This is a genomic window from Streptococcus oralis subsp. oralis (genome assembly GCF_002096495.1).
Classification (GTDB): Bacteria; Bacillota; Bacilli; order Lactobacillales; family Streptococcaceae; genus Streptococcus; species Streptococcus oralis_CU.
This window is the reverse complement of record NZ_NCUO01000012.1, coordinates 419680-443356: the sequence shown is the minus strand read 5'-3', so window position 1 is coordinate 443356 and position 23677 is coordinate 419680. Positions and strand designations below refer to the sequence as shown.

Below are 23677 nucleotides of genomic sequence, written 5' to 3'. Positions count from 1 at the left end.
CATTCTTACTGATTATACCACATTTAAATCGAAAATTCTTCTATTTTCCGTATTTTTAGCGATAAATCGTTTTCATAGCAATTCCCTCTAATTTTTCCTCTAGAGCAGAATCTTTTCTTACAAAATGTTGTGTAGAAACAACCGTTTTTTGTTCCTCTTCATACCTGATAATGACAGGAATTGGGCCTTTGTATTGTTCTAGGATATTTGAAATCTCTTTATCGTATTCATGATTTTTAACTTGAATCCAGAATCGTTCCGCCACTGCTTCTTTCAAATCTTGTGCAATCATTTGCAGACGACCATCTCGGGATTGAACTTTGCCATTGATGTAGTAGAATTTCCCTTCAGATAAAATGGAAGCGAATTTTCGATACTGATCTGAAAATACAGTCACATCCAGTTTAGACTTACTGTCGTGAACCTGTAGAAAGGCCATACTCTCTCCTTTCTTAGTTCGAATGACTTTTATTTTTTGCACTTCAACTAGAAGTGTTGCTTGACACCCCTCAGTGAGAGTAGCAATGGGCGTTGTCGGATAAAGGGCTTGTTTGGCAAGTGTTTGTAAAGGATGAGCACTGATACCAACCCCGATTAGTTCCTGCTCCTTGTAAAATTTCTCTGCTTCCGTAAAATCATCCGCCTCAGTCCAGCTATAGCTTGCATCTGCAAAGAGACCACCCAACTCCTCAACAAAAACAAATAGGTTTGGTAGGTTCACTAGGATTTTCTGGCGATTTTTATCAAAGTCATCAAAGAGCCCCAGTTCAACCAAAGGAGACAAAAGCGATAGTTTCTTGTAATTCTTGGGAAGACGTGTGACAAAATCTTCAATGCTTGAGAAAGGACGATTTTCAATAATCCAGTAAGACAAATCTCTTGGCATTCCCTTAATGGCTTTCAAACCAAGATAGATTTTCTTCTGAGAAATCTTGTCATGGTAGGGTATGCTGTTGATTGCTAAAGGCGCTACATCAAATCCCATCTGCAGAGCATCTACAATGTAATCACTGCTCGAATAATTCAACATGACTTGAAAGAAAATAGCAGGATAATGGGTTTTAAAATAAGCAAGTTGGAAAGCAAGGGCTGAGTAGGCATAAGCATGGGATCTGTTAAATCCATAGCCTGCAAACTTTTCCATCACGACAAAAACTTGGTTGGCTTTCTCTTCTGAATGACCGAGTTTTACTGCACCAGCGATAAAATCTTCCTTCATCAGATGCATCTCTTTGGCATTTTTCTTACCCATGGCACGTCTGAGAATGTCGGCTTTGCCAAGACTGAATCCTCCAAAGCGCTGAGCTACCTGCATGACTTGCTCTTGATAGAGCATAATACCATAGGTTGATGAAAGGATGTCTTCTAAGGCAGGGTCTAACACCGTCACCTTTTCTTTACCATGCTTACGAGCGACAAAATTATCAATATAATCACTTGCCCCCGGTCTATTGAGGGATGTCGTTGCTACTACCTCTTCAAAGACTTGCGGCTGAACTCGTTTCAAGAGCCGAATGGCGCCAGGTTGTTCAAATTGGAAAATCCCCTTGGTATTTCCAGCAGCAAAGAGGGCCAGAGTTTCTTTGTCTTCCAGATCAATATCCTCTATTCTCAGATGAATACCTTCTGACTCAGCCAATAATTCCTGCATTTTTTGTACGAAAGTTAGGTTACGCAGACCTAGGAAATCCATTTTTAAAAGGCCATTAGCTTCAACTGCATGTGCATCATACTGGGTGATTAGCATATCCTCACCGTATTTGAGCGGGATATAGTCCGTCAGGTCTTGGTCACTCATAACGACCCCAGCTGCATGGATAGAGGTCTGACGAGGATACCCTTCAATCTTTCGAGCAATCTCAAAAGCTTTTTGATATTCAATCTTACTATTGATGACCTGCCTAAACTGTAAATTCTTTTCATAGGCTGTCGTTAGCGTATCTCGAAAACTGATTTTTTTCGTAATATTGGTTAATTCGTACTCAGGGACACCATAACGTTTGAAAACATCACGAATTGCCTGTTTTGCTCCAAAAGTCGAATAGGTAACAATCTGTGCCACATGTTGACTACCATAGCGATCACGAACATAGCGAATGAACTCTGGTCTATAGAGGTCAGGAATGTCGATATCGATATCGGGCATGGTGTAACGCTCACGATTTAAAAAGCGCTCGAAAATCAAGCTCTTCTCAATCGGGTCAATTCCTGTAATATCCAGTGAGTAAGCCACCAGACTACCAACAGCAGAACCACGCCCCATACCCATATAGTAGCCTTGGGAACGTCCAAAACGGAGCAAATCCCAAACTACAAGGAAATAGTCGTCAAAGCCCATATCATGAATCACAGCTAATTCCTCATTTAGTCGCTCATGATAGATAGCTGAGGTTAGCCCCTTGTCACTCAAGCCTTGCTCAGCTCTTGCTCGAAGCTCTTCTACCGCTGGTCTTTCAGGATTAAAGCGAGGGAGTTTTAAACTTGGGTCGATTTGATAGCTTACATTCTCTATCAGACCTTGGAGATTGGCAAGGGCCTGAGGGAAGCGATTTTTAAACTGTGCTTCCAAATCTGAGGCAGGTAAAAAAATCCCCTGTTGTGAATGTACATCTACTTCTCTCAGGCTGACATTGTCCTTGACTGCTGACAAGATTTGTAAAACCTGTAGGTCTTCTTTTTCAAAAGAGTTGACTTGATAGAGTGGAAGAATGGGTCTGGTAAAGACTTCTTGAGGAGTATCTGGACTAACACCGATAAAATAATCAACCCCAAAATCCAACTGTTCGACCCCATTAAAATAGGGAACAACAATAGCCACATCTTCGAGGTGGGAGGTGAAGTCAGACCATTTTTTCCGTCCAGTCATTTTTAAAGTGGATAACTTCATCAACTCTTGATAACCTTTAGTGGATAGGGCTAGAAAACGAAGAGAAATATTTTCCTCATCTTTGACCAAGGTCATTTCTAGACCAATTAAAGGTCGAATGCCATGCTTACGAGTTGCTTCTAGAAAATGATAAGCTCCATAGAGATTATCCACATCCATAATAGCAAGGTGAGAATAGCCGTATTCTTTAGCCATTTGTACGTATTTTTCAATCGAAACCACACTTTCCATAAAACTATAAACAGTCTTGGTGTCGAGCTGTGCAATCATTTCTTCTCCTCCTTGCTTTCGTTTTACTACTATTATACCATTTTAAGCTGGATATTGAAGCAACTCTGCACTTTCTTTTCAATATCATCAGTTCCAAACTTCTTCTCTTCTTACTGTTAAATTCTTCATTTTTCAAAGGAAGAAAATATAAAATTAATATTATATAATAGTTTTAAATGTAAATTTAGATATATTTATACCAAACGAAGAATAATAAAGATAGGAGTTATATGCAGTTTTACATATAAAATTCTCTAGAAAAAGGCTTACTTCTATGGTATTTATTCAGCATTTTATAATAACTTACTAAATAGATATGCTGGTTTAAGAAATTTATTTCATTTAAGTTTATTTATTCCATTTTTCCCTCTTTTTTGATATAATAAATCCAGTCTGTTTTCAAAGGAGAGAAACATGCGTTTTAATCAATTCAGCTATCAACCAACCACTAGTTCTCAACGATTTGAGGAATTAGAAGGTCTTGGTCTAAAGCTGTCACCCCAACTGTCCTTAAAAAGACAGTTTGAAGACTTCATTTGTTGGAGTTTTTTCACTTATTCTGACACGGATTATGCCTTATCGACTTTGGCTGCGGATAAAGAAACAGATTTAGTAACCTTTTTCCAGTCAGACCGTGAGTTAACTGCGGAGATTTTCTACACAGTAGTTTTTCAACTTTTAGGATTTAGCTATCTTGTTGACTTTGAGGATGCCGAACAGTTTCGTAAAGAAACTGGTTTTCCTATTGTTTATGGGGATCTCATTGAAAATCTTTATCAGTTACTCAATACGAGAACGAAAAAAGGAAATACGCTCATTGATCAACTTGTTAGTGATGGACTCATTTCAGAAGACAATCACTACCACTACTTTAACGGTAAGAGCTTGGCAACCTTCTCTACTCATGATGTCATTCGTGAAGTCGTGTATGTCGAGAGTCGTGTGGATACTGATAACGACGGTCTCCCTGACTTAGTCAAGGTCAGCATTATTCGCCCGCGTTATGATGGACAGATTCCTTCAGTCATGACTGCCAGCCCTTACCACCAAGGGACCAACGATAAAGCCAGTGACAAGGCTCTCTACAAAATGGAAGGGGTGCTTGAGGTCAAACCGCCCCACACCATTGAACTTGAGGAGCCCAAGCTGAATTTAGTCGAATCTCATGGTCAAGCAGAAGTCGTCTCAGAAGCTGAAGAAAAGCTATCTCATATCAATAGCTCATATACACTCAATGACTACTTCCTCCCACGTGGATTTGCCATTCTCTATGTATCAGGTGTTGGAACCAAAGATTCTCAAGGTCTCATGACCAATGGTGACTACCAGCAGATTGAAGCTTATAAAAATGTCATTGATTGGCTCAATGGTCGTTGTCGTGCTTTCACGGACCACACGCGCAAGCGCCAAATCAAGGCTGACTGGTCAAACGGCAAAGTCGCAACAACAGGTATTTCCTATCTAGGTACCATGTCTAATGGTCTCGCCACCACTGGTGTTGATGGTTTGGAAGTGATCATCGCAGAAGCAGGTATTTCCTCTTGGTACAACTACTATCGTGAAAATGGTCTGGTAACCAGCCCAGGTGGTTATCCAGGTGAGGATTTTGACTCACTTGCTGAATTGACCTACTCCCGCAATCTCTTAGGCGGTGACTATATTCGTGGCAATGAAGCTCATCAAACGGACTTAGAAAAGGTTAAAGAGAAACTCGATCGCAAGACTGGTGACTACAATCAGTTTTGGCATGACCGCAACTATCTGCTCAATGCTCACAAGGTTCAAGCTGAGGTCGTCTTTACGCATGGTTCCCAGGATTGGAACGTCAAACCTCTTCATGTTTACCAGATGTTTCATGCTCTTCCTAGCCACATCAATAAGCACCTCTTTTTCCATCATGGTGCCCATGTCTATATGAACAACTGGCAGTCGATCGACTTCCGCGAGTCCATGAATGCCTTGTTAAGTAAGAAATTGTTAGGACTTGACTCAGGCTATCAACTTCCGACTGTCATCTGGCAGGACAATATCGCACCGCAAAAATGGCAAGGTCTTGATAACTTTGGCAAACAGGATGAACTGCATACCTTCTCTCTTGGTAATGATGAAAAAGTGATTCAAAACCAGTATGATCAAAAAGATTTTGATCGTTATGGTAAGACTTACCAGACCTTCAACACTGAACTTTACCAAGGAAAAGCCAATCAAATCACCATTGACCTTCCAGTAAGTCAAGACATTCACTTAAATGGGCGAGTGGAGCTGAAACTTCGTGTCAAATCGAGTACGAACAAGGGCTTATTATCAGCCCAACTGTTAGAACTTGGACAAAAGAAATATCTGCAGCCTTATCCAGCTGTTTTAAATGCTAGAACCATTGATAATGGTCGTTACCACATGTTAGAAAATCTCTGTGAACTGCCATTCAACCCAAGTGCCCAACGTGTCATCACCAAAGGCTACCTTAATCTTCAAAATCGAACCAATCTCTTGATGATTGAAGAAATCCAACCAAATGAATGGATGGACTTCCAGCTAGAGCTTCAACCAACTATCTACAAACTTAAAGAAGGAGATACTCTCCGTTTGGTTCTCTACACCACAGACTTTGAGATTACAATTCGAGATAATACAGACTATCAGTTGACTGTTGATTTAGCACAGTCTAGTCTTATCCTACCTTGTCAAAAGGTATAATCTACCAGACTTTCAATATGGAAGTATTCAAAGGAAAAGTCAATGAATTTGACCATTGAACTTCCTATAACCAAAGTTTTCCACTTGAACAGTCGAATCAAACATAAACTTTGTATCAAATTCAGTTCATCTAAAAGCATTTTAGAAGCCCCTAGATAGAACTTGGACAAAAGATACTTCCTCTAACCAACATGTGTAACCATTTATCATACACGCTACTACACCACATGTTGGAAATCTCTGTGAATTACATTTAGAGTAAATTCACAAAACGCCGTGACAAAAAGCTACCCAAATTGAATGATTCACTGTCATTAAAGAACATCAATGTAGATAAACGGATCGCTACCCAGTTTATCTGCACGCAACTAGTGACAAGTTAAAAGAAGGAGAATCTCTCCATCTAGTTCTTTATCCTACTGACTTTAAAATCATCATACGTGACAATACCGCCTACCACCCCGACTGACATTTTCGTTCAGTCCACGCTACTGTACCTTGTAAAAGGAGTACTTACTTTATGAACAAATCAGAACACAGACACCAACTTATCCGCGCCCTCGTTTCAAAAAACAAAATCCATACTCAAGCTGAATTACAAGCTTTGTTAGCGGAAAATGATATCCAAGTTACTCAGGCTACCTTATCACGCGATATCAAAACCATGAACCTTTCAAAAGTGCGCGAAGAGGATAATTCTTATTATGTGCTAAATACAGGCTCTATCTCCAAGTGGGAAAAACGTCTTGAAAACTATATGGAAGACGCTCTTGTTATGCTGCGTCCTGTGCAACACCAGGTTATTTTGAAAACTTTACCCGGTTTAGCCCAATCGTTTGGATCTGTAATTGATTCCTTGGCTTTTCCAGATGTCGTTGCAACCCTTTGTGGAGATGACGTCTGCATGATTATCTGTGAAGATGCTACAAAAGCGCAAGCTTGTTTTGAGAGTCTTAAAAAATATGCGCCACCATTTTTCTTTAGTGAATAAAACAAATCCCGTGATCAAAAGATCACGGGAATATTTTATTTCTTTGACTGTGTATCTTCTTTCTTTGTACGTGCCAATCGAAGAGCACGTTTTGGATTGAGACGATTAAACAATTCTTCTAGTTTCTTTTCATTCCATACATCTGCTGCAGAAACAAAATTTCCATCTGCATCTCGGAATGATATCGGTTTATCTCCCATATCAATCTCCTAGTCTACAAATTCAAATTCAAATTTACCAATCCGGACCAAATCGCCATCTTTGGCGCCACGTGCACGAAGGGCTTCGTCAACCCCCATACCACGAAGCTGACGAGCAAACTTCATGACCGATTCGTCACGGTCAAAGTTGGTCATGTTAAAGAGTTTCATGAGTTTTTCACCAGAAAGTACCCATGTCGCATCATCATCACGACTAATCTCAAAGGCTTTTTCTTCCTCGTCAAAGCCATAGTAAGCCTCTTCTTCCATATCGGATTCATCATAAATCGGGAATTCTGGAGTCTTGTCTAACAATTCAGCTGTCGCGTCTAAAAGAGTCGCCAAGCCTTGCTTGGTCAATCCAGAAATTGGGAAGATGGCTGGAAGTTCCTCAAACTCGTCGTAGTTTGCTGCCAACTTTTCCTTGAAAGTTTTCAGATTTTCCTGACTTTCAGGCATATCCATCTTGTTGGCCACGATAATCTGTGGACGTTCCATGAGACGAAGGTTATAGGATTCCAATTCCTTATTGATAGCAAGGTAGTCCTCATAAGGATCACGTCCTTCACTAGCTGACATATCGATGACATGGAGGATAACTCGAGTGCGTTCAATATGACGTAGAAACTGGGTTCCAAGACCAACACCTTGACTAGCCCCTTCAATCAAACCTGGAAGGTCTGCTACTGCAAAAGATTCACCTGACTGTGTACGAACCATACCCAAATTAGGGACAATCGTCGTAAAGTGGTAAGCACCGATTTTAGGTTTAGCTGAAGTGATGACACTAAGCAAAGTTGACTTTCCGACAGATGGGAAACCGACCAAGCCGACATCCGCTAGAATCTTCAATTCCAGTTGCAACTCACGTTCTTGACCTGGTTCTCCATTCTCAGAGATTTCAGGTGCAGGATTTTTTGGAGTGGCAAAACGGATATTTCCACGACCACCTCGACCGCCATGAGCCACGATAAATTCCTGACCATGTTCAATCAAGTCTGTAATGACTTTGCCAGTTTCTGCATCACGTACAGTAGTTCCCTGTGGCACACGAACACGAAGGTCTTCTGCACCACGACCGTGCATTCCTTTTGTCATTCCTTTTTCACCGGAATCAGCCTTGAAATGACGGTTATAGCGGAAATCCATCAAGGTACGCAAACCTTCGTCTACCACGAAAACAACGTTACCTCCACGTCCACCATCACCACCCCAAGGACCGCCATTAGGGACATATTTTTCACGGCGAAAGGCAACCATGCCATCGCCACCATTACCAGCCTTGACCTTAATCTTGGCTGTATCTAAAAACATACTCATATTTTCTTCTCACTTTAAAAAGGCTGGGGAGAACCCAGTCATTAGTTATTGTTTCTATCCTCGTAGCTTGCTTAGAATCTACTAAAAGCTCCAAGCGCAGTTGCAAAGATACCAGCAAGGGTTACAAACAACATGATGAGCACGACAACAAGTGTCACCTTTTCAAACAAAGTTTTTTTACGTTTTCCGTTATCTCCAAAAGCCATAACTTCTCCTTTTTCTATATAATTTTAATTTAATATTCTGTTGAAACTGGTGCAATCAACCATAAAATGATATAAGCAAGGACTCCTGTCCCATAACAAAATGCAAGAACAGCCCAAATGACACGAACAATTGTTGGATCAATATCAAAATAATGAGCAACTCCTGCGCATACTCCACCAATTTTTTGATCTTTTCCGCTTCTCATTAATTTTTTCATTTTTTCTTCCTCTTATTCTATTATTTGAATTCGTCTCTCCAATAATCTCTGATGCTAGACAATTGTTTTCGAGACGCTCTTAAAATACGCTTGGATTCTTTTACTGGGCTTGTAACAGCCTGTTGAGGTAGATAGAGAATCGTTTTTAAGAAGCGTTGAGTGACAGGTTGTCCATCATGTAGCTCATGTTCAAAGTTATTTGAGATAATGGCATCAAGGTAAAACTCATGAACTCGTTTCCCAAAATTTTCAGCCGAAATCTCGTACAACTTATCCGCTAACTTTTGTTCAGACATATCAGGAGTAGCGATCAAAGCTTCAAGGATAGCTCCTGCAAGCTCTCGTTCTCCATAGTAGAGGGTCCCAAACATTTTATCATTGATCAGATTTTCAAGATAGGGATTGCCATGAGCAATAACAGGCGTTCCACTGGCTAGACTTTCTAGATAGGTTAAACCCTGAGTCTCACTCGTAGAGGCTGAAATAAAGAAATCAGCTGCTTTATAGTACAAGGCTGTCTCACTTGGAGCAATCATACCTGTAAAAATCACATGTTTTTGTATGTTTAATTTCCCTGCTTGTTCTTTCAGACTGTCCAGATAAGGTCCGTCTCCAGCAACAACCAACTTCACCTTGTCTTCTTCTTTCAAAACCTGCGCAAAGGCAGCTAAGACTGCTTGGATATTCTTTTCAAAGGAGATACGAGAAAGGCTCAGTAGCATTTTCTCGCCTTCCTGAATACCTAACTTCGAACGAAGTTCTTGCAAGTTTTCCTCTTTGATCTCAGGTCGTTCAAACTTAGCCAGCTCAATTCCAGTTGGGATGACCCGCTTTTCAACCTTGACTTTGTATTTAGATAAAAGGTCACGAACAATCTCACTAGGGCAAATCACGCCATCTACATCATGAAGGAAGCCACGCACCAAATATTTTACCATACTCGGACGAATTAGCATGCCCTTAGCAATGTAATGCACATAGTCTTCATACTGGGTATGGTAGGTATGAATAACTGGAATTTTCAATTCTCTAGCAATCCAAATCCCTAACAAACCAAGAGAAAATTCGGTCTGGGTATGAATAATATCGAGTTGATACTGCTTGGCAATTTCAAGTGCCTTTGTAAAACCTCGGTAGGCAAATCGTCGATCCTTAAACGCAAAGAAAGGGACACTCGGAATGCGAATAATTTGCCAATCTTCGTATCGGTTTACGTCTTTATCAGTCGTTGTAAAGATAAAAACTGCATGTCCTTGCTTTTCAAGCTCAGTTTTCAAGGTCCGTATACTAGTCGCAACCCCGGAAACTTGAGGGAAATAGGTGTCTGTAAATAAACCAATTCGCATAAATTACCTCACTTTTTGCCCAAAGCAGCCTGTTCTCGATAAAATTTTAACCAGATTTCCAACAAATGCTCCTCAGAGTACTCTTTGGAAATCTCACGAGCTTTTTCTTTCAAGTCCTTTAAGGCTTCAGGGTCATTCTTGTATTCTAGGATTGCTTCTCTCATCTCGGAAACATCACTTGTAGCACGATAATTCCCATCAAGAATAACCTTATACAGATCCAAATCTCTTAACATAATAGGAGCCTCGCAACTAGCAGCCTCTAAGATAGTCATAGGGAATAATTCATTGTAACTTGGTAGCAAGAATAGATCCGCCATAGCGTAAAGTTCCCGCATCCGTTCCGGTGACACAATTCCAGGGAAAATAAGATTTTTGGGTGGATTGTCCATTATCTTCTTGTAGCGTTCATAACCATCTGTCATCCCACCAAATGAAAAACCACCTGCCCAGATAAAGGTAATTTCTGGCAATTCCTCAGCAAGACGGATAAAATCATCAATTCCTTTACGTTTCTGAACCTGACCCGCACCGATGACGACAAACTGATCTTCCGCGAGATCCATTTCCTTCCGGAGTTGAGCAACTTGTTCAGCTGGTAATGGATGCCATTTTTCTTTATTTACAAAGTTTGGAATATAAGTTACTTTTTCACGTGGAATGCCAGCAGCCACTAAATCCTCGATAAACATGGGATTGACCACCACCAAGTGTTCCATTCGGTTGTAAAAGGAAAAAACATAGCGTTTGACAATTCCTTTTAGGAAAAAGGGAATCTTCAAACTCCCCTCAAGCGTATCAGGCAAAAAATGCACATAGCCAATTTTTCTCCCAGAGCGTTTCTTTTGGAAAGTGGATAAATAATAGGGGAAATCAATGGTATGAAAGTGAGTTACATCTGCCTCTACAGGAAGATTCTCTGTAACAATCAACTGGTCTTTGGCATCACGGTGAAGGAGACTAACCAATTCTCGATAAGCTCCTGACACTCCTTGACCAGCTACTTTTTCACTTGAACTCAGCATATTAATACGCAATTTTTCGTTTTCCATACCTTTCATTATACCATTTTATTTCCAGAAAATCAGCAAAAGAAAGAAAAGACCAAAGGAAAAAGGATAAAATTACCTTTTTCCAATCGTCTCTCTCATTTTTTTAGTCTTTATTTAATTCCTAGGGCGATACGCGCGTATCGGCTCATTTTTTCAACCGTCCAAGCTGGATACCAGACCAATTTAACTTCGGTATTGGTTACCTCAGGCACATCTGTCATCGCATCATGTATCTGGTCTGTCAAAAGGTCAGCCAGTGGGCAGCCCATAGTTGTCAAGGTCATATCAATTTCAGTGTGACCTGTTTCACCATCAAAACGAATTTCATAAATCAAACCTAGGTTGACAATATCAATCCCCAACTCAGGGTCGATGACTTCTTCCAAAGCATTTAAAATGCGTGTTTTGATCGTTTCAATTTGCTCTTCTGTATAAGCCATGTTATTCCTCACTCTTAGTCTTCAATAAAATCACGAAGCGGTTTGCTGCGACTTGGTTGACGTAGTTTTCTCAAAGCCTTGGCCTCGATCTGACGGATACGCTCACGAGTCACGTTAAAGACTTTCCCAACATCTTCAAGAGTACGCATTTTTCCATCGTCCAAACCGAAACGAAGGCGCAGAACGTTTTCTTCACGATCTGTAAGAGTATCCAAGACTTCATCCAACTGCTCACGCAAAACGATTCGAGTTGTGTAGTCTACTGGATTTTCAATCACTTCGTCTTCGATAAAGTCCCCAAGATGACTATCGTCCTCTTCACCAATCGGTGTTTCAAGCGATACTGGTTCTTGAGCAATCTTTAGGATTTCACGTACCTTGTCAGGTGTCATATCCATACGCTCAGCGATTTGTTCAGGTGTCGGATCTTGCCCCAATTCTTGAAGGAGATTACGTTGTTCACGGACAAGCTTGTTAATGGTTTCTACCATGTGGACAGGGATACGAATAGTACGGGCCTGGTCAGCGATGGCACGGGTAATCGCCTGACGAATCCACCAAGTTGCGTAAGTTGAAAACTTGAATCCTTTTGAATAGTCAAACTTGTCAACAGCCTTCATCAAACCCATGTTTCCTTCTTGAATCAAGTCAAGAAACTGCATGCCACGCCCTACGTAGCGCTTAGCAATAGAAACCACCAAACGAAGGTTGGCTTCTGCAAGACGTTGTTTGGCTTCGATATCACCAGCCTCAACTGCTAGGGCCAATTCTTTTTCCTCTTCGTTGGTCAAGAGAGGAACCACCCCGATTTCCTTCAAATACATACGGACTGGGTCATTAACCTTGGCAGAAGTTGAGCCAATCAAGTCCTCATCACTGAGTTCTGGTTCTTCTTCTGCACTAAGCACACGCGCGCTTGGATTTCCTTCGTTGTCTGTGATAGAAATGCCAGCATCCTGAATCCGTTGCAAAAGGTCTTCAATGCCATCTGCATCAAGGGCAAAAGGAATAACCAGACTTGAATTGATTTCGTCATCTGTCGCTGTTCCTGTTTTTTTGTGGTTACGGATAAAGTCTGCTACTTGCACATCAAATGTCGTTACTTCTTTTTGTTTTGTTGCCATTATTACTCCATTCTTCTCTTTTGGGAAATCAATCGTTGCAATTCTTCCAAGGCTGTGTCCGTATCTCCTACATGACTAGCTTCCTGCACTTTCTTTTTAATTCGTAAGTTGTCCTTGCTGAGGAGAGCACGGTTTCGAGTCGCTTCGACTTCCATTAGCTCTTGAGGCGACATCTCAGCTGGCAAATCCAAGCTAAGCACGTGGTACCAAGCGTTTTCAACCTCAGGCGTCTGATGAGACAGTTCCTCTGATCCGATTTCTCCCTCTGCACTTAATAATTCGTAAAGAATTTGAAATTCTGGGGTATCAAAGAAAAAATCTTCTCTTAATCGGTAGTCATTTAGAACAACTGGATTCTCAGCCATCCTATAGAGGAGATGAGCCTCTGCTCTCATGACTGCTGTCAGTTGTCGCGTTACAGGTAAACTAATCGCTGCTGGAGGTTGCTCCTCTTTGACTCTTTCCTGCCTCTGAACAATCCGACTTTCATTTACAATCTGTTCCACCTGCTGGTAATCAAAGGAAGGTAGATTATCCGCCAGAATGTGGATATAAGAATTCTGGGCAGTGATAGACTTTTCTTTGGCGATTAGGGGGGCAATCTTTTCAATGAACTCGATTTGCGCCTGTAAGTTATCACTATTTTCCGGCTTGAGCTGGTGAATATAGAACTCTATGGGACTAATCCGAGTCTTGGTTAAAAGGTAAGCCAGGTCTTCAGCAGAATTCTTTTGCAAATACTCATCTGGGTCCATGGCATCAGGTACTCGGACAACTTCCACTGAGAAATCTTTTAATTCTTCCAGAGCTTTGGCTGTTGCTGCCTGCCCTGCCTTGTCGCCATCATAGCTGAGAACAATTTTTTTGGTAAAGCGTTTGAGGTGGTCAACATGCTCCTTGCTTAAGGCTGTTCCCATGGAAGCTACAGCATTTTCTATACCAGCACGGTAGGCTGCGATCACATCCATGAAGCCTTCCATCAGATAGAGCTCTGTAATTTTACCTGTTCCCTTTTTTGCCTTGTCCAAATGATACAATTCGTAACTCTTGTTAAAAATTGCAGTCGAGCGACTATTTTTATATTTGGCAGTCTGACTATCCGTTTCTTGCCAGATACGACCTGAAAATGCAATAACCTGCCCCTTGTCATTGGTCAAAGGAAAGATAATCCGTCCAAAAAAAGTATCATAAAACTGATTGCCATCTGACAGGTAAAACAGGCCAGAATCCAATAAATCCTTTTCCTCAAACTTGTCAGATAAACGTTGGTAGAGATAAGTTCTCTCTGCTGGAGCTAGTCCAATCTGGAAGTGCTTCAGAACATCATCTGTCAATCCGCGTTTGTAGAGATAAGCCCTTGCTTCTTCTCCCATCTTGGTCGTCATGAGGATGGCATGGTAAAAGCGTGCAGCTTCTTCATGTATATCATATAGAGCTTGATGAGGGGAAGCTTGTTGGGGACGAGACTGAACAGGCATAGCTAGTTGAATACCGACGCGCTCTCCTAAGAGCTGAACGGCTTCCATGAAGGACACGCCTTGGTATTCTTCGATAAACTTAAAGACATCTCCTGAACGCCCACATCCAAAACAGTGATAAAACTGCTTGTCTTCCACAACGTTGAAAGAGGGGGTCTTTTCACCATGAAAAGGACAGAGCCCTAAATAGTTCCGTCCAGCCTTCTGTAAAGAAATCACATCACCTATGACTTCCACAATGTTGGCATTGTTTTTGATTTCTTCAATGACTTGCTTGTCAACCATACACAATACCTCCATCTTATCATAGTTTCACGTAAACTAGTATAGCTTATTTCTGAAAAAAAGTAAACCATTTCATACGCTTTCCGTAATTCTCTTTGCCTTATTTTTCCAGATAGAAAGAGGAGATAAAAAACTCAGAAACACTTCCATGCTTCTAAGTTTCTCTTCTCTATTTTTTGATGATTATTTAACTCATCTATTCAAATAATTGATAGTAGTCTGAAATCTTCATCTTAGCTTTTTCTTCTTTATTGAGGTCTTGGATGATACGACCTTCCTTCATGACTATCAGACGATTGCCATACTTCAGCGCATCTTCCATATGGTGGGTAATCATCAAGGCTGTTAGATGACCCTTGCTGACAAAGTCATCTGTTAATTCCATCAAGGCAACACTGGTTTTTGGATCAAGGGCTGCTGTGTGTTCATCCAACAAGAGCAACTCTGGTCGCTTCAAGGTAGCCATCAAGAGACTCAAGGCCTGGCGTTGACCGCCTGATAGAAACTCAATCGGAGTATCTAGATGTTTTTCAAGCCCATTTCCCACTTTTTCAATGGTAGTCTGAAACTCTTCTCTATGGCTTGAAAGTCTCCTAGGAAGGAGTCCTCTCTTCTCACCACGAAACTTGGCAATCAAGAGATTTTCCGCTACCGTCATACGAGGAGCCGTACCCATCTTAGGATCCTGAAAGACACGAGACAAGTACTTAGCCCGCTTTTCAGGTGAAAAATGCGTCACGTCCTCGCCCATGATACGGATACTTCCACTTGTTAAAGGTAAGGTACCTGCAATCGTGTTAAAAAGCGTTGACTTCCCTGCTCCATTTCCCCCTAGGATGGTAATGAAATCATGTTCGAAAATTTCAAGAGAAACATCATTCAGAATGATTTTTTCCTCATCAAAGCCATTCGTGATGACTTTGGTAGCATTTTTTAATTCTACAATTGCTGTCATTTGCTAAACTTGACTCCTTTCAGGTATTTGCTTTTGAAGGTTGGAATCATGAGACAAACTGCCAAAATCAAGGCGCTGTAAAAACGAAGATAACTTGTATTAAATCCAAGAGCAATCACTCCCCAGACGAGGAACTGATAAGCAATAGACCCCACGACAATGGTCATGAGTCGCTCTGCCAGGGTCAAACTCTTGAACAATACCTCACCAATAATCAAGCTAGCAAGCCCTACGACAATCACTCCAATTCCTCGAGAAACGTCTGCATATCCTTCTTGTTGAGCAATTAAGGCCCCTGCAAGCGCGATAATCCCATTTGAGAGAACCAAGCCCATGAGTTCCATACGTCCTGTATTGATACCAAAGCTACGAGCCATATCAGGATTATCACCAGTAGCGATGTAGGCCTGACCTAGTTTGGTATCAAGGAAAAAGAGCATGAGACCAATTACAAGAGCTACAAAGATTAATCCAGTCAGGAGTTGATTGAGATCCGAATCAAAAGGCAAGACATCTTGAATTTGCTTGGTCCCAAGAAGCCCCAAGTTGGCACGCCCCATAATCATGAGCATGATGGAATGGCAGGAAGTCATGACCAGAATCCCTGATAAGAGAGTTGGGATTTTTCCTTTGGTATATAAGAGACCTGTCGCCATTCCAGCTAGACAGCCCACTCCTACTGCGGCTAGGGTTGCTAAAAATGGGTTGACTCCCTGTGTTATCAAGGTTACAGCTACTGCTCCCCCAAGAGGAAAAGAACCTTCAGTAGTCATATCTGGAAAATTCAAAATTCGAAAGGTCATAAAGATTCCCAAACCTAAAATCGCCCACACCATTCCCTGAGAAATAATGGATACTATCATAATCTTTCACTCATCTCTTTCTTTAGTAAAAATGGGAGGAGATGTGTCCAGCTCCTCCTTTATCTTTATTCAATCACTTGTCCTGCTTCTTTTAGAACGGACTCAGGAATGGTGATACCAAGTTCCTGTGCTAGTTTTTTGTTAATCACTGACTTACCAGTTGAAAAGACATTAACTGGCGTATCAGCTGGTTTTTCACCTTTCAAAACTTTGGCAATCATTTTACCAGTAGCCACTCCAAGATCGTGTTGGTCAACTACTACAGATGCTAATCCACCTGCTTCTACCATGGCAGTAGCACTTGGATAGATTGGCTTTTTAGCTGTTTGGTTGCTTGAAACAACTGTTGAGAATGCTGATGCGATGGTGTTGTCAATTGGAACCCAAATCGCATCGACCTTGCTTGTCATGACATTAACTGTTGAAGCAATTTCATTTGTTGATGGAACGGCAAATGTTTCGACTGTCAAACCTGCTTTTTCAGCATAAGCCTTGAATTCTTCTACCTGTGTTTTTGAGTTATCTTCGCTACTTGAGTAGAGAGCGCCGATTGTTTTGACATTTGGTGTGAGGGTTTTTATCAACTCTACTTGTTGTTCAGCAGGGTTGTGGTCTGACACCCCTGTGATGTTGCCACCTGGTTTTTTCAAATCCTTGACCAAGTTAGCACCGATTGGGTCTGTAATAGCAGCCATGATAACAGGTAGGTCTTTTGTAGCACTAGCAAGTCCTTGAGCAGCTGGTGTCGCAATCCCAACAACAACGTCGTTTCCATTTGCTACCAATTGTTTACTCATGGTTGCAACCTTGCTCTGATCACCTTCAGAGTTCATAAAGTCGATTTTTACTTGATCGTCCTTATAGCCTTCTTCAGCTAGTCCATCTTGAATTCCTTGGTAAATCAAGTCCAAGGATGGGTGACTAACAAATTGAAGGACACCAACCTTAGCGACCTTTTGCTCTTCCTTAGCTGCTGGTTTGTTCATAGATGAATAAATCAGGCTAGCCACTACCAATACTGCTAATCCAGCGACAATTCCAATCAAACGTTTATTTTTCATTTTTCTTTCTCCTTAATTCTTTTACCTTAACTTGTTAAATCACATCATCTAGCGATGCCATCGTTTAAATTCCATCATCATCCTCCTAATAGAAAAAGTCCTCACACAAAAAACTTGTGTGAGGACGTCGATGCGCGGTGCCACCTCAATTATAGGGAATATCCCTATCGCTCTTTCTCGCAATAACGAGTTGCACTGTAAGGTGTGCTCACCGAATTTTTATGATTTCAAATTCTTTATAACATTCAGCCCAATTTTCATCACTTTCATCTATCTGTTTCCACCAACCACAGACTCTCTAAAAAACTTCAATGATTACTCTCTGAATGTTTAAATTATATCATTTTTCAATTACTTGTCAAGACTATTTTTAGAATTTTTTAAACTATTCAAAAACTTCCCCTAGAAAAAGAGGAAGTTTAGAAAATATCAACCTGAATTACGCAAACCTGTTGCAATTCCGTTAATAGTTGTATGGATCAGTTTTTCTTCGTCAGCTGACAATTCGCCGCGACGTTGACGTTTTATCAACTCCAACTGGATGTAGTTCAGGATATTAAAGTAAGGCATACGATAGTTTAGACTGTCTTTTAGGTAAGAGTTTTCTGCCAAGAGTTCGTCATAACCTTCGATAGCTAAAATAACGTCCTTAGTTAACTGCCATTCATCTAAAATAGTGTAGTAGATAGCTTGTACTTCTTCGTCTTCACAGAGCTTGGCATATTCAAAAGCAATATTCATATTAGACTTAGACAAGACCATGTCCACATTGGAAAGAAGAGATTGGAAGAAAGGCCAGTTTTGGTACATATCACGAAGGAACTCGATATTCTTTGGATCTTGATCAATAAACTCTTTAAAGCTTGATCCCACTCCGTACCAGCCAGGGAACATGACACGGCTTTGTGACCATGAGAAAACCCAAGGGATAGCACGCAAACCGCCGATTTCAGTGATGGTCTTACGAGCTGCTGGACGCGAACCGATATTGAAGCTTGAAATAGCCTTGATTGGACTTGATTCAAAGAAGTAGTCATAGAAATGTTCATTTCCAAAGACCAAGTCACGGTAGATATCGTAGCTGCGATCCACTACTTGGTCCATGATAGCTTCGTAACGGTTTGATGTGTTGGTATCACTCTTCTTCTTGGTAATCATACGGTTAATGGCTGCAGAAACTAGCATTTCAAGGTTATAATAGGCAGCGTCTTTGTTTCCGTATTTGTTTCCAATCACTTCTCCTTGCTCAGTCAAACGGATACGGTCCTTAATAGACTTGAGTGGTTGAGATGTGATGGCTTCATAAGTTGGTCCACCACCACGACCCACAGTACCACCACGACCATGGAAGAAAGTAACCTTAACGCCAAATTCATCCCCAATAGCAGTCAGTTGTTGTTGCGCTTTATAGAGGGTCCAACACGATGACAGGTAACCACCGTCTTTGTTACTATCAGAGTAGCCGAGCATGATTTCCTGATAGTTATCTTTTGAAGCAATCCATTTTTTAGCCAAAGGTAGAGAGAAATATCTTCTCATAGTTTCTTCTGAGTGATCCAAGTCTTCGATTGTTTCAAAGAGGGGAACAATCTGAACGCGGGCTTTTTGGGCATCCACCAAGCCGACTTCCTTAAGCATAATGGCTAGCTCTAACATATCGGATACACTGGTTGCGTGAGAAATGATGGTTTGACGAATGACGTTTTCACCCAGTTTATCCTTCAACTTGCGCGCAGCTTTAAAGATAGAGAGTTCTTTTTCAAGCAGTTCTGACTTTTCAGCATGAGTCGCTGAGAGGATACGAGGATCTTCTTCCAACTCTTTTAAGAGGAGGGTACATTTTTCGTCTTCAGAAAGGTCGCTATAATGGTCGTTAATACCAGCTGATGCTAGCAATTCAGCCACACAGGCTTCGTGAACACTAGAATCCTGGCGCATATCAATAGAAGCAAGGTAGAAACCAAAAATTTCGACAGCTTGCATCAACTCGACAAATTCTCCTGAAATCAGGTATTCTCCTTTGTTCTCAAGGAGAGAGTCGCGAATGGCCAACAAATCTTGATAGAATTCATCTGCAGTGGCATATCTAGGTTGAAGATCCTTGTCTTCAATCAAATAAGCCTTGGTTGCCAGCATCTTAGCTTGGATATCAAAAAGGGCACGACGATAGAGTTCTTTTTCACGGTAAATCGAGTTATCTTGTGACTTCAGCGCCATCTCACGAACCTTGTCGCTGACATTCACGATGCTGGTTGACAGTGAAAATTCACGGTAAAGATTATAAATCTTTTCATCATAGTAGTTCATGATGACTTCACACTGGGTCAAGGCTGATTTATTGAGGGTTTCCGCTGTTACGAAAGGATTTCCATCACGGTCTCCTCCAATCCACATCCCCATAGTAATTGGTTTTGGATGCTCAAGCTCGATACCTTGTTCTTTAGCTAATTTTTTATACTCAGCCGTCAAACGCGGAACAGCATTCAGGAAAGAACTTTGGTAATACTCCATCACGTTGGTGATTTCGTTGGTTACTTTCAATTTTTTCTCACGAATCATGTCCGTTTGCATGATAATTTCAATATAACGACGGAGATCCGTGTGCCATTTTTCTTTATTAATCAAACCAAGTTTGACATCACGGTACTTGCGCAAAAGCGTATGGATATGGTTGGTCAAGTCCAGCATACTCTTGCGTTGTACTTGCGTTGGATGAGCGGTCAAGACAGGAACGACATTTAACTTTTCTAAAATTTCGGCTGCATTTTCTTTTTCAGCTACCATCTTAATCGTTGTAGATAGTTTTCCTAGATAGTCTTGGTCCACATTGTTTTGGTGATTGATTTCATAGGCCAAATCCACATCCTCAGAGATATTAATCAAAAGTGGAAGGATAGAGAAATAGCGTGAAATGTAAATCATTTCTTCATTCGAAAGACTTGTCACTAGGTCATTGAGCCCTTGATAATTCTCGCTAGTTGATAATTCCTTCAACTGGATAATCTTTTCAAAGGTTTCTGGCGCTAGCATATTTTTTGTGATATCTTCTAATAGCTCAGTCAGAATCAAGACTTCTTCTTGGACGACTGCTTTATTACTATAGTTTTCTAATTTTTGAAGAGACATATACTTTCCTTTCCATTCAATCCTTACAGATTTTCATCGGTTTGATTCTCGTATTCTCTGATAAGTTTGGCACGTTTTTCACTGGCATCAATGTTCAATACAAGCGCGATGGCTACGGATAATACCAATAGACTGTTCCCACCTTGTGAAAGGAAGGGGAAGGTTACCCCTGTAGAAGGAATCAACCCTGAAATCCCACCGATATTGACAAAGACCTGAACAAGAATCATCCCTCCGACACCAATAGCAACCATAGAGTTAAAGGGGTCCTTTGCTCGAATACCAACCAAGATGATTCGCAAAATCAAGAAGAAGAGTAAAGCCAAAATCATACTGGCTCCTACGAATCCAAACTCCTCAATGACAATCGAAAAGACGAAATCCGTATGGGCTTCTGGCAGATAACCACGCTTCTCGATAGAATTCCCTAGTCCCAGTCCGAACCAGCCACCATTAACCATGGCATAGTAGGAATTTGCGAGCTGGTGTCCTGCACCCGCCAAGTCATTAAAGGGATTAAAGAAGGCACTAAAACGTTTAGCAACGTAACCAAATACAGGAATTTGAGAGAACTTTTCAACCCCAACAAAGCGAATGACAGACAAGACTAACATTGAGCTCCCTGCCAAGAGAGCCAGAATGGTCGAGAACCAACGATAGGCGATCCCACTAACCGTATACATGATGAGCGCCACCAAGACCAAGATGGTCGCATTTCCCAAGTCTGGGAAAATTCCCAAGCTACCAATCAGAACTAGCAGAACAAAACGCCAGTCGTTAAAAGCTCGAGGCAGCCACTGATTCTGTGTCAAAACCTGGAAGTCATAAACCGCAATCTCATCTTGTTGTTTTGAAAATCGATGTGCTAGGTACCAGATAATGATAATTTTAAGGTACTCCGCAGGCTGAATCGTTACAGGTCCTACAGAAATCCATCCGTATGCTCCATTGACAGGTGTTCCGACCAGTCGTGCCAGAGCTAAAAGAACCATCTCCACAATCATTACGATAAAGATGAGACGTCCGTTTCTTAGGAAACCTAATTTTAATTTATAGATTAAGGCAATCAGAATCAAACTAGCTATCCAGAAGATCCCCTGGTTACGCACCAATTGAAAGGCACTTTTTCCTTCTTCGATCAAGGTTGCACTCGTTGTCGAGTACACCACAATCAGCCCCAAAATCGATAAAAGGAAGTAAGGAATCAAAATGGAATAGTTTAGTAGGTGCCTTTTACTAATTTTCATATTTCACCACTCTAATAGGAACAGACACTTCTGTTCCCAATTCCGTTTTATTTTCTAGTTTTGATTGCTATTATACCACTTTTTCAGAAAGAAAAAAACTCTTATCCTTTAATCCTTCGAATTTTACTCATTTTCTAGTTTCAAGCATAAAAAATACAAACCTCTCTTGAGATTTGTATTTTAAGTTCTTAGTTAGATGAAGAGCTAGTGCTTGAGCTTGAATCACCACCACCGATGTATTGGGTGAAGATGTTTTGGAAGGCTTGGTCTTTAACCTTGATGTTTGCTGCTTGCAATTCTTTACCAATTACTCCTTGAACAAAGGCTGAATCATTTTGTTTTTGAGTCAAGATGATGGTCTTCAATTTTTCTTTGTAATCCTCTGTATTAGAAGATTTTTCTGTTTTCTTCGTTACTTTGATGATGTAGAACTGACTGCTGTAGGCTTGTGTTCCAGTAGCTGTAATCACATCAGAAACCCCGTTCACATCCAAGGCAAAGGCTGCTTTCTTGACTTGTTCTGGAAGTTCTGTTGAAGCAGAGTCAAAAGTGATTTCTCCACCATTTTCTTTTGTTTTGTCGTCGTTAGAGTTGTCTTTTGCCAACTGAGCAAAATCCGCACCTTCTGCTTTAGCTTTCTCAAGTACTTCTTTTGCCTTGTCTTCATTGTCCATACGGATGATTTGAGCAGTTACATCTGGTGTGTACGCTTCAAAAGCCTTTTGGTAGGCTTCGTCTGTCAATTCGCTCTCAGCGGCCTTCTTAACCGCCAATTCAACCAATTTGCTAGTACGGATTTGAGCTTTACGAGTCTCAGGTGTCATACCTGCACGTTGAAGCACGCTGTTATAGCTATCACCGTATTTCTTTTGTTCTTCAGCAACGGCGTCATCCACATCTTTATCCGTTACCTCTGATCCATATTGTTGTTCGAATACTTTTTGGATAGTCATATTGAGCAAGACTTGTTGTGCGGTTGGATTGTTCTTTACTTCTTCAAAGAATTGATGTTCTGTAATCACATCGCCCTTCATGCTGATCAAATCTTTTCCTTCAGAACTGTTTGAACAAGCTGCAAGTGTTGCTACTGATAAAAGTGTGATGGCTCCTGCCATAAGTTTTTTCTTCATTTTTACTCCTTTTACGGTAAGTGTTACCTTATCTATTTTACTATAATTTCTTAAATTTTTCTGAAAATTATTCGCTCTCAGGAAGCTCTACTTCTGCTACATTCTTTCGTAGCATGAGAATGCCGTCTCCAAGTGGAACTAGAGACGCTGTTAGACCTGGATTGTTCAAAGTTGCGTCAAACAGTCTTTGCAAACCACGGTAAATGGTTCGTTGACCCCGGCGGACTTCCATGATATCCTTTGCAACATCGCCTCCTTGGAAAATATCATCCAAGACGACCACTCCACCGACTTCCAAGTGCTTGAGGATTTCAGGTAGAAAGACGATATACTTGGACTTGGCCGAATCCATAAAGACAAAATCATATGTTTCTGTCAGACTAGATAAAACATCAACAGCATCACCTTCAAGTAAGGTGATTTGCTTACGACTGTCAAACTGGGCAAAGTTTTCCTTGGCAAAACCAATCATCTCAGGATTACGGTCAATCGTTGTAATCTTGGCATTTGGCGCATGTTCCGCCATCAAAAGTGCTGAAAAACCGATAGCTGTCCCAATTTCCAAAATGTTCTTGGGCTGTATGGTCTCCATGAGAAATCGAAAATACACGACCGTTTCATGGGGAATAATTGGAATGTTTTCCTTACGAGCGAAGGTCTCCAATTCTTTCAGGGAGCCTGTCACCTGCTTTTGACGCTGGCGCATGAGTTCTACGATTTCTTCCTTGACGATGGGGCGACGCATATTGTGATTGGCATTTTTACTATAAGACTCTACCAT

At 41.0% G+C, this 23677-nt stretch carries 19 protein-coding genes and 1 other annotated feature; of the genes, 2 read left to right on the top strand and 17 right to left on the bottom strand.

Going from position 1 to position 23677, the window contains the following annotated elements; genetic code table 11:
- Positions 1 to 55: 55 nt before the first annotated feature.
- Positions 56 to 3157, bottom strand: coding sequence for a DNA polymerase III subunit alpha (locus B7717_RS07585; RefSeq protein ID WP_084944483.1), 3102 nt, complete (start codon positions 3155 to 3157; stop codon positions 56 to 58).
- 414 nt (positions 3158 to 3571) lie between these two features.
- Between B7717_RS07585 and B7717_RS07580 the strand changes: the two genes are divergently transcribed.
- Complete coding sequence (locus B7717_RS07580) at positions 3572 to 5854, top strand: Xaa-Pro dipeptidyl-peptidase (RefSeq protein WP_084944482.1); 2283 nt, start codon at positions 3572 to 3574, stop codon at positions 5852 to 5854.
- 520 nt (positions 5855 to 6374) lie between these two features.
- Positions 6375 to 6845 (top strand): arginine repressor, encoded by a 471-nt coding sequence (locus B7717_RS07570; protein WP_049477502.1) that lies wholly within the window; start codon positions 6375 to 6377, stop codon positions 6843 to 6845.
- A gap of 35 nt (positions 6846 to 6880) precedes the next feature.
- Here B7717_RS07570 and B7717_RS09695 read toward each other — a convergent pair whose 3' ends face one another.
- The 16 genes from B7717_RS09695 to B7717_RS07490 all read right to left on the bottom strand — a co-directional run bounded on the left by B7717_RS09695 (position 6881) and on the right by B7717_RS07490 (position 23677).
- On the bottom strand, positions 6881 to 7045 hold the full coding sequence (locus B7717_RS09695) for a hypothetical protein (RefSeq protein WP_000502576.1): 165 nt from the start codon (positions 7043 to 7045) through the stop codon (positions 6881 to 6883).
- Between the two features lie 9 nt (positions 7046 to 7054).
- Complete coding sequence (gene obgE, locus B7717_RS07560; protein ID WP_000061637.1) at positions 7055 to 8365, bottom strand: GTPase ObgE; 1311 nt, start codon at positions 8363 to 8365, stop codon at positions 7055 to 7057.
- 71 nt (positions 8366 to 8436) lie between these two features.
- Entirely contained in the window at positions 8437 to 8571 is a 135-nt protein-coding gene (locus tag B7717_RS07555; RefSeq protein ID WP_000863851.1) for a DUF4044 domain-containing protein, read from the bottom strand.
- Between the two features lie 29 nt (positions 8572 to 8600).
- On the bottom strand, positions 8601 to 8789 hold the full coding sequence (locus B7717_RS07550; protein WP_000735790.1) for a PspC domain-containing protein: 189 nt from the start codon (positions 8787 to 8789) through the stop codon (positions 8601 to 8603).
- 20 nt (positions 8790 to 8809) lie between these two features.
- Positions 8810 to 10135, bottom strand: coding sequence for a glycosyltransferase family 4 protein (locus B7717_RS07545; protein WP_001219461.1), 1326 nt, complete (start codon positions 10133 to 10135; stop codon positions 8810 to 8812).
- An 8-nt stretch (positions 10136 to 10143) separates the two neighbouring features.
- The gene (locus tag B7717_RS07540) at positions 10144 to 11187 is read right to left on the bottom strand and encodes a glycosyltransferase family 4 protein (protein ID WP_025171818.1); all 1044 of its coding nucleotides are present in this window, start codon (positions 11185 to 11187) and stop codon (positions 10144 to 10146) included.
- A gap of 110 nt (positions 11188 to 11297) precedes the next feature.
- Positions 11298 to 11627 carry a metal-sulfur cluster assembly factor gene (locus tag B7717_RS07535; RefSeq protein ID WP_000331930.1) on the bottom strand — a complete coding sequence of 110 codons (330 nt, stop codon included), beginning with the start codon at positions 11625 to 11627 and terminating at the stop codon, positions 11298 to 11300.
- A 14-nt stretch (positions 11628 to 11641) separates the two neighbouring features.
- The gene (gene rpoD / locus B7717_RS07530) at positions 11642 to 12751 is read right to left on the bottom strand and encodes an RNA polymerase sigma factor RpoD (RefSeq protein WP_000201890.1); all 1110 of its coding nucleotides are present in this window, start codon (positions 12749 to 12751) and stop codon (positions 11642 to 11644) included.
- A 2-nt stretch (positions 12752 to 12753) separates the two neighbouring features.
- Positions 12754 to 14514 (bottom strand): DNA primase, encoded by a 1761-nt coding sequence (gene dnaG, locus B7717_RS07525; RefSeq protein ID WP_049520791.1) that lies wholly within the window; start codon positions 14512 to 14514, stop codon positions 12754 to 12756.
- A 196-nt stretch (positions 14515 to 14710) separates the two neighbouring features.
- Entirely contained in the window at positions 14711 to 15469 is a 759-nt protein-coding gene (locus tag B7717_RS07520) for an ABC transporter ATP-binding protein (RefSeq protein WP_000125424.1), read from the bottom strand.
- Positions 15466 to 16332, bottom strand: a complete 867-nt coding sequence (locus B7717_RS07515) for an ABC transporter permease (RefSeq protein WP_084944481.1) — start codon at positions 16330 to 16332, stop codon at positions 15466 to 15468. Before B7717_RS07515 ends, B7717_RS07520 begins: the two co-directional genes overlap by 4 nt.
- Positions 16333 to 16397: 65 nt before the next feature.
- The gene (gene trpX, locus B7717_RS07510) at positions 16398 to 17393 is read right to left on the bottom strand and encodes a tryptophan ABC transporter substrate-binding protein (RefSeq protein ID WP_000792183.1); all 996 of its coding nucleotides are present in this window, start codon (positions 17391 to 17393) and stop codon (positions 16398 to 16400) included.
- Between the two features lie 117 nt (positions 17394 to 17510).
- Positions 17511 to 17727, bottom strand: a binding site (T-box leader).
- A gap of 95 nt (positions 17728 to 17822) precedes the next feature.
- Positions 17823 to 20519, bottom strand: a complete 2697-nt coding sequence (gene ppc / locus B7717_RS07505; RefSeq protein WP_049536255.1) for a phosphoenolpyruvate carboxylase — start codon at positions 20517 to 20519, stop codon at positions 17823 to 17825.
- Positions 20520 to 20542: 23 nt separating this feature from the next.
- Entirely contained in the window at positions 20543 to 21766 is a 1224-nt protein-coding gene (gene ftsW, locus B7717_RS07500; protein ID WP_000703342.1) for a cell division peptidoglycan polymerase FtsW, read from the bottom strand.
- A gap of 188 nt (positions 21767 to 21954) precedes the next feature.
- A complete protein-coding gene (gene prsA, locus B7717_RS07495) occupies positions 21955 to 22896 on the bottom strand; it encodes a peptidylprolyl isomerase PrsA (protein WP_084944480.1) in 942 nt (313 codons plus the stop codon).
- Positions 22897 to 22963: 67 nt separating this feature from the next.
- Positions 22964 to 23677 carry an O-methyltransferase gene (locus B7717_RS07490; RefSeq protein ID WP_084944479.1) on the bottom strand — a complete coding sequence of 238 codons (714 nt, stop codon included), beginning with the start codon at positions 23675 to 23677 and terminating at the stop codon, positions 22964 to 22966.

Excerpts from the sequence above, each read along its gene's own strand:
- B7717_RS07585 (WP_084944483.1), bottom strand. The coding sequence starts at position 3,157 with ATGATTGCACAGCTCGACACCAAGACTGTTTATAGTTTTATGGAAAGT.
- B7717_RS07580 (WP_084944482.1), top strand. The coding sequence starts at position 3,572 with ATGCGTTTTAATCAATTCAGCTATCAACCAACCACTAGTTCTCAACGA.
- B7717_RS07570 (WP_049477502.1), top strand. The coding sequence starts at position 6,375 with ATGAACAAATCAGAACACAGACACCAACTTATCCGCGCCCTCGTTTCA.
- B7717_RS09695 (WP_000502576.1), bottom strand. The coding sequence starts at position 7,045 with ATGGGAGATAAACCGATATCATTCCGAGATGCAGATGGAAATTTTGTT.
- obgE (WP_000061637.1), bottom strand. The coding sequence starts at position 8,365 with ATGAGTATGTTTTTAGATACAGCCAAGATTAAGGTCAAGGCTGGTAAT.
- B7717_RS07555 (WP_000863851.1), bottom strand. The coding sequence starts at position 8,571 with ATGGCTTTTGGAGATAACGGAAAACGTAAAAAAACTTTGTTTGAAAAG.
- B7717_RS07550 (WP_000735790.1), bottom strand. The coding sequence starts at position 8,789 with ATGAAAAAATTAATGAGAAGCGGAAAAGATCAAAAAATTGGTGGAGTA.
- B7717_RS07545 (WP_001219461.1), bottom strand. The coding sequence starts at position 10,135 with ATGCGAATTGGTTTATTTACAGACACCTATTTCCCTCAAGTTTCCGGG.
- B7717_RS07540 (WP_025171818.1), bottom strand. The coding sequence starts at position 11,187 with ATGGAAAACGAAAAATTGCGTATTAATATGCTGAGTTCAAGTGAAAAA.
- B7717_RS07535 (WP_000331930.1), bottom strand. The coding sequence starts at position 11,627 with ATGGCTTATACAGAAGAGCAAATTGAAACGATCAAAACACGCATTTTA.
- rpoD (WP_000201890.1), bottom strand. The coding sequence starts at position 12,751 with ATGGCAACAAAACAAAAAGAAGTAACGACATTTGATGTGCAAGTAGCA.
- dnaG (WP_049520791.1), bottom strand. The coding sequence starts at position 14,514 with ATGGTTGACAAGCAAGTCATTGAAGAAATCAAAAACAATGCCAACATT.
- B7717_RS07520 (WP_000125424.1), bottom strand. The coding sequence starts at position 15,469 with ATGACAGCAATTGTAGAATTAAAAAATGCTACCAAAGTCATCACGAAT.
- B7717_RS07515 (WP_084944481.1), bottom strand. The coding sequence starts at position 16,332 with ATGATAGTATCCATTATTTCTCAGGGAATGGTGTGGGCGATTTTAGGT.
- trpX (WP_000792183.1), bottom strand. The coding sequence starts at position 17,393 with ATGAAAAATAAACGTTTGATTGGAATTGTCGCTGGATTAGCAGTATTG.
- ppc (WP_049536255.1), bottom strand. The coding sequence starts at position 20,519 with ATGTCTCTTCAAAAATTAGAAAACTATAGTAATAAAGCAGTCGTCCAA.
- ftsW (WP_000703342.1), bottom strand. The coding sequence starts at position 21,766 with ATGAAAATTAGTAAAAGGCACCTACTAAACTATTCCATTTTGATTCCT.
- prsA (WP_084944480.1), bottom strand. The coding sequence starts at position 22,896 with ATGAAGAAAAAACTTATGGCAGGAGCCATCACACTTTTATCAGTAGCA.
- B7717_RS07490 (WP_084944479.1), bottom strand. The coding sequence starts at position 23,677 with ATGGTAGAGTCTTATAGTAAAAATGCCAATCACAATATGCGTCGCCCC.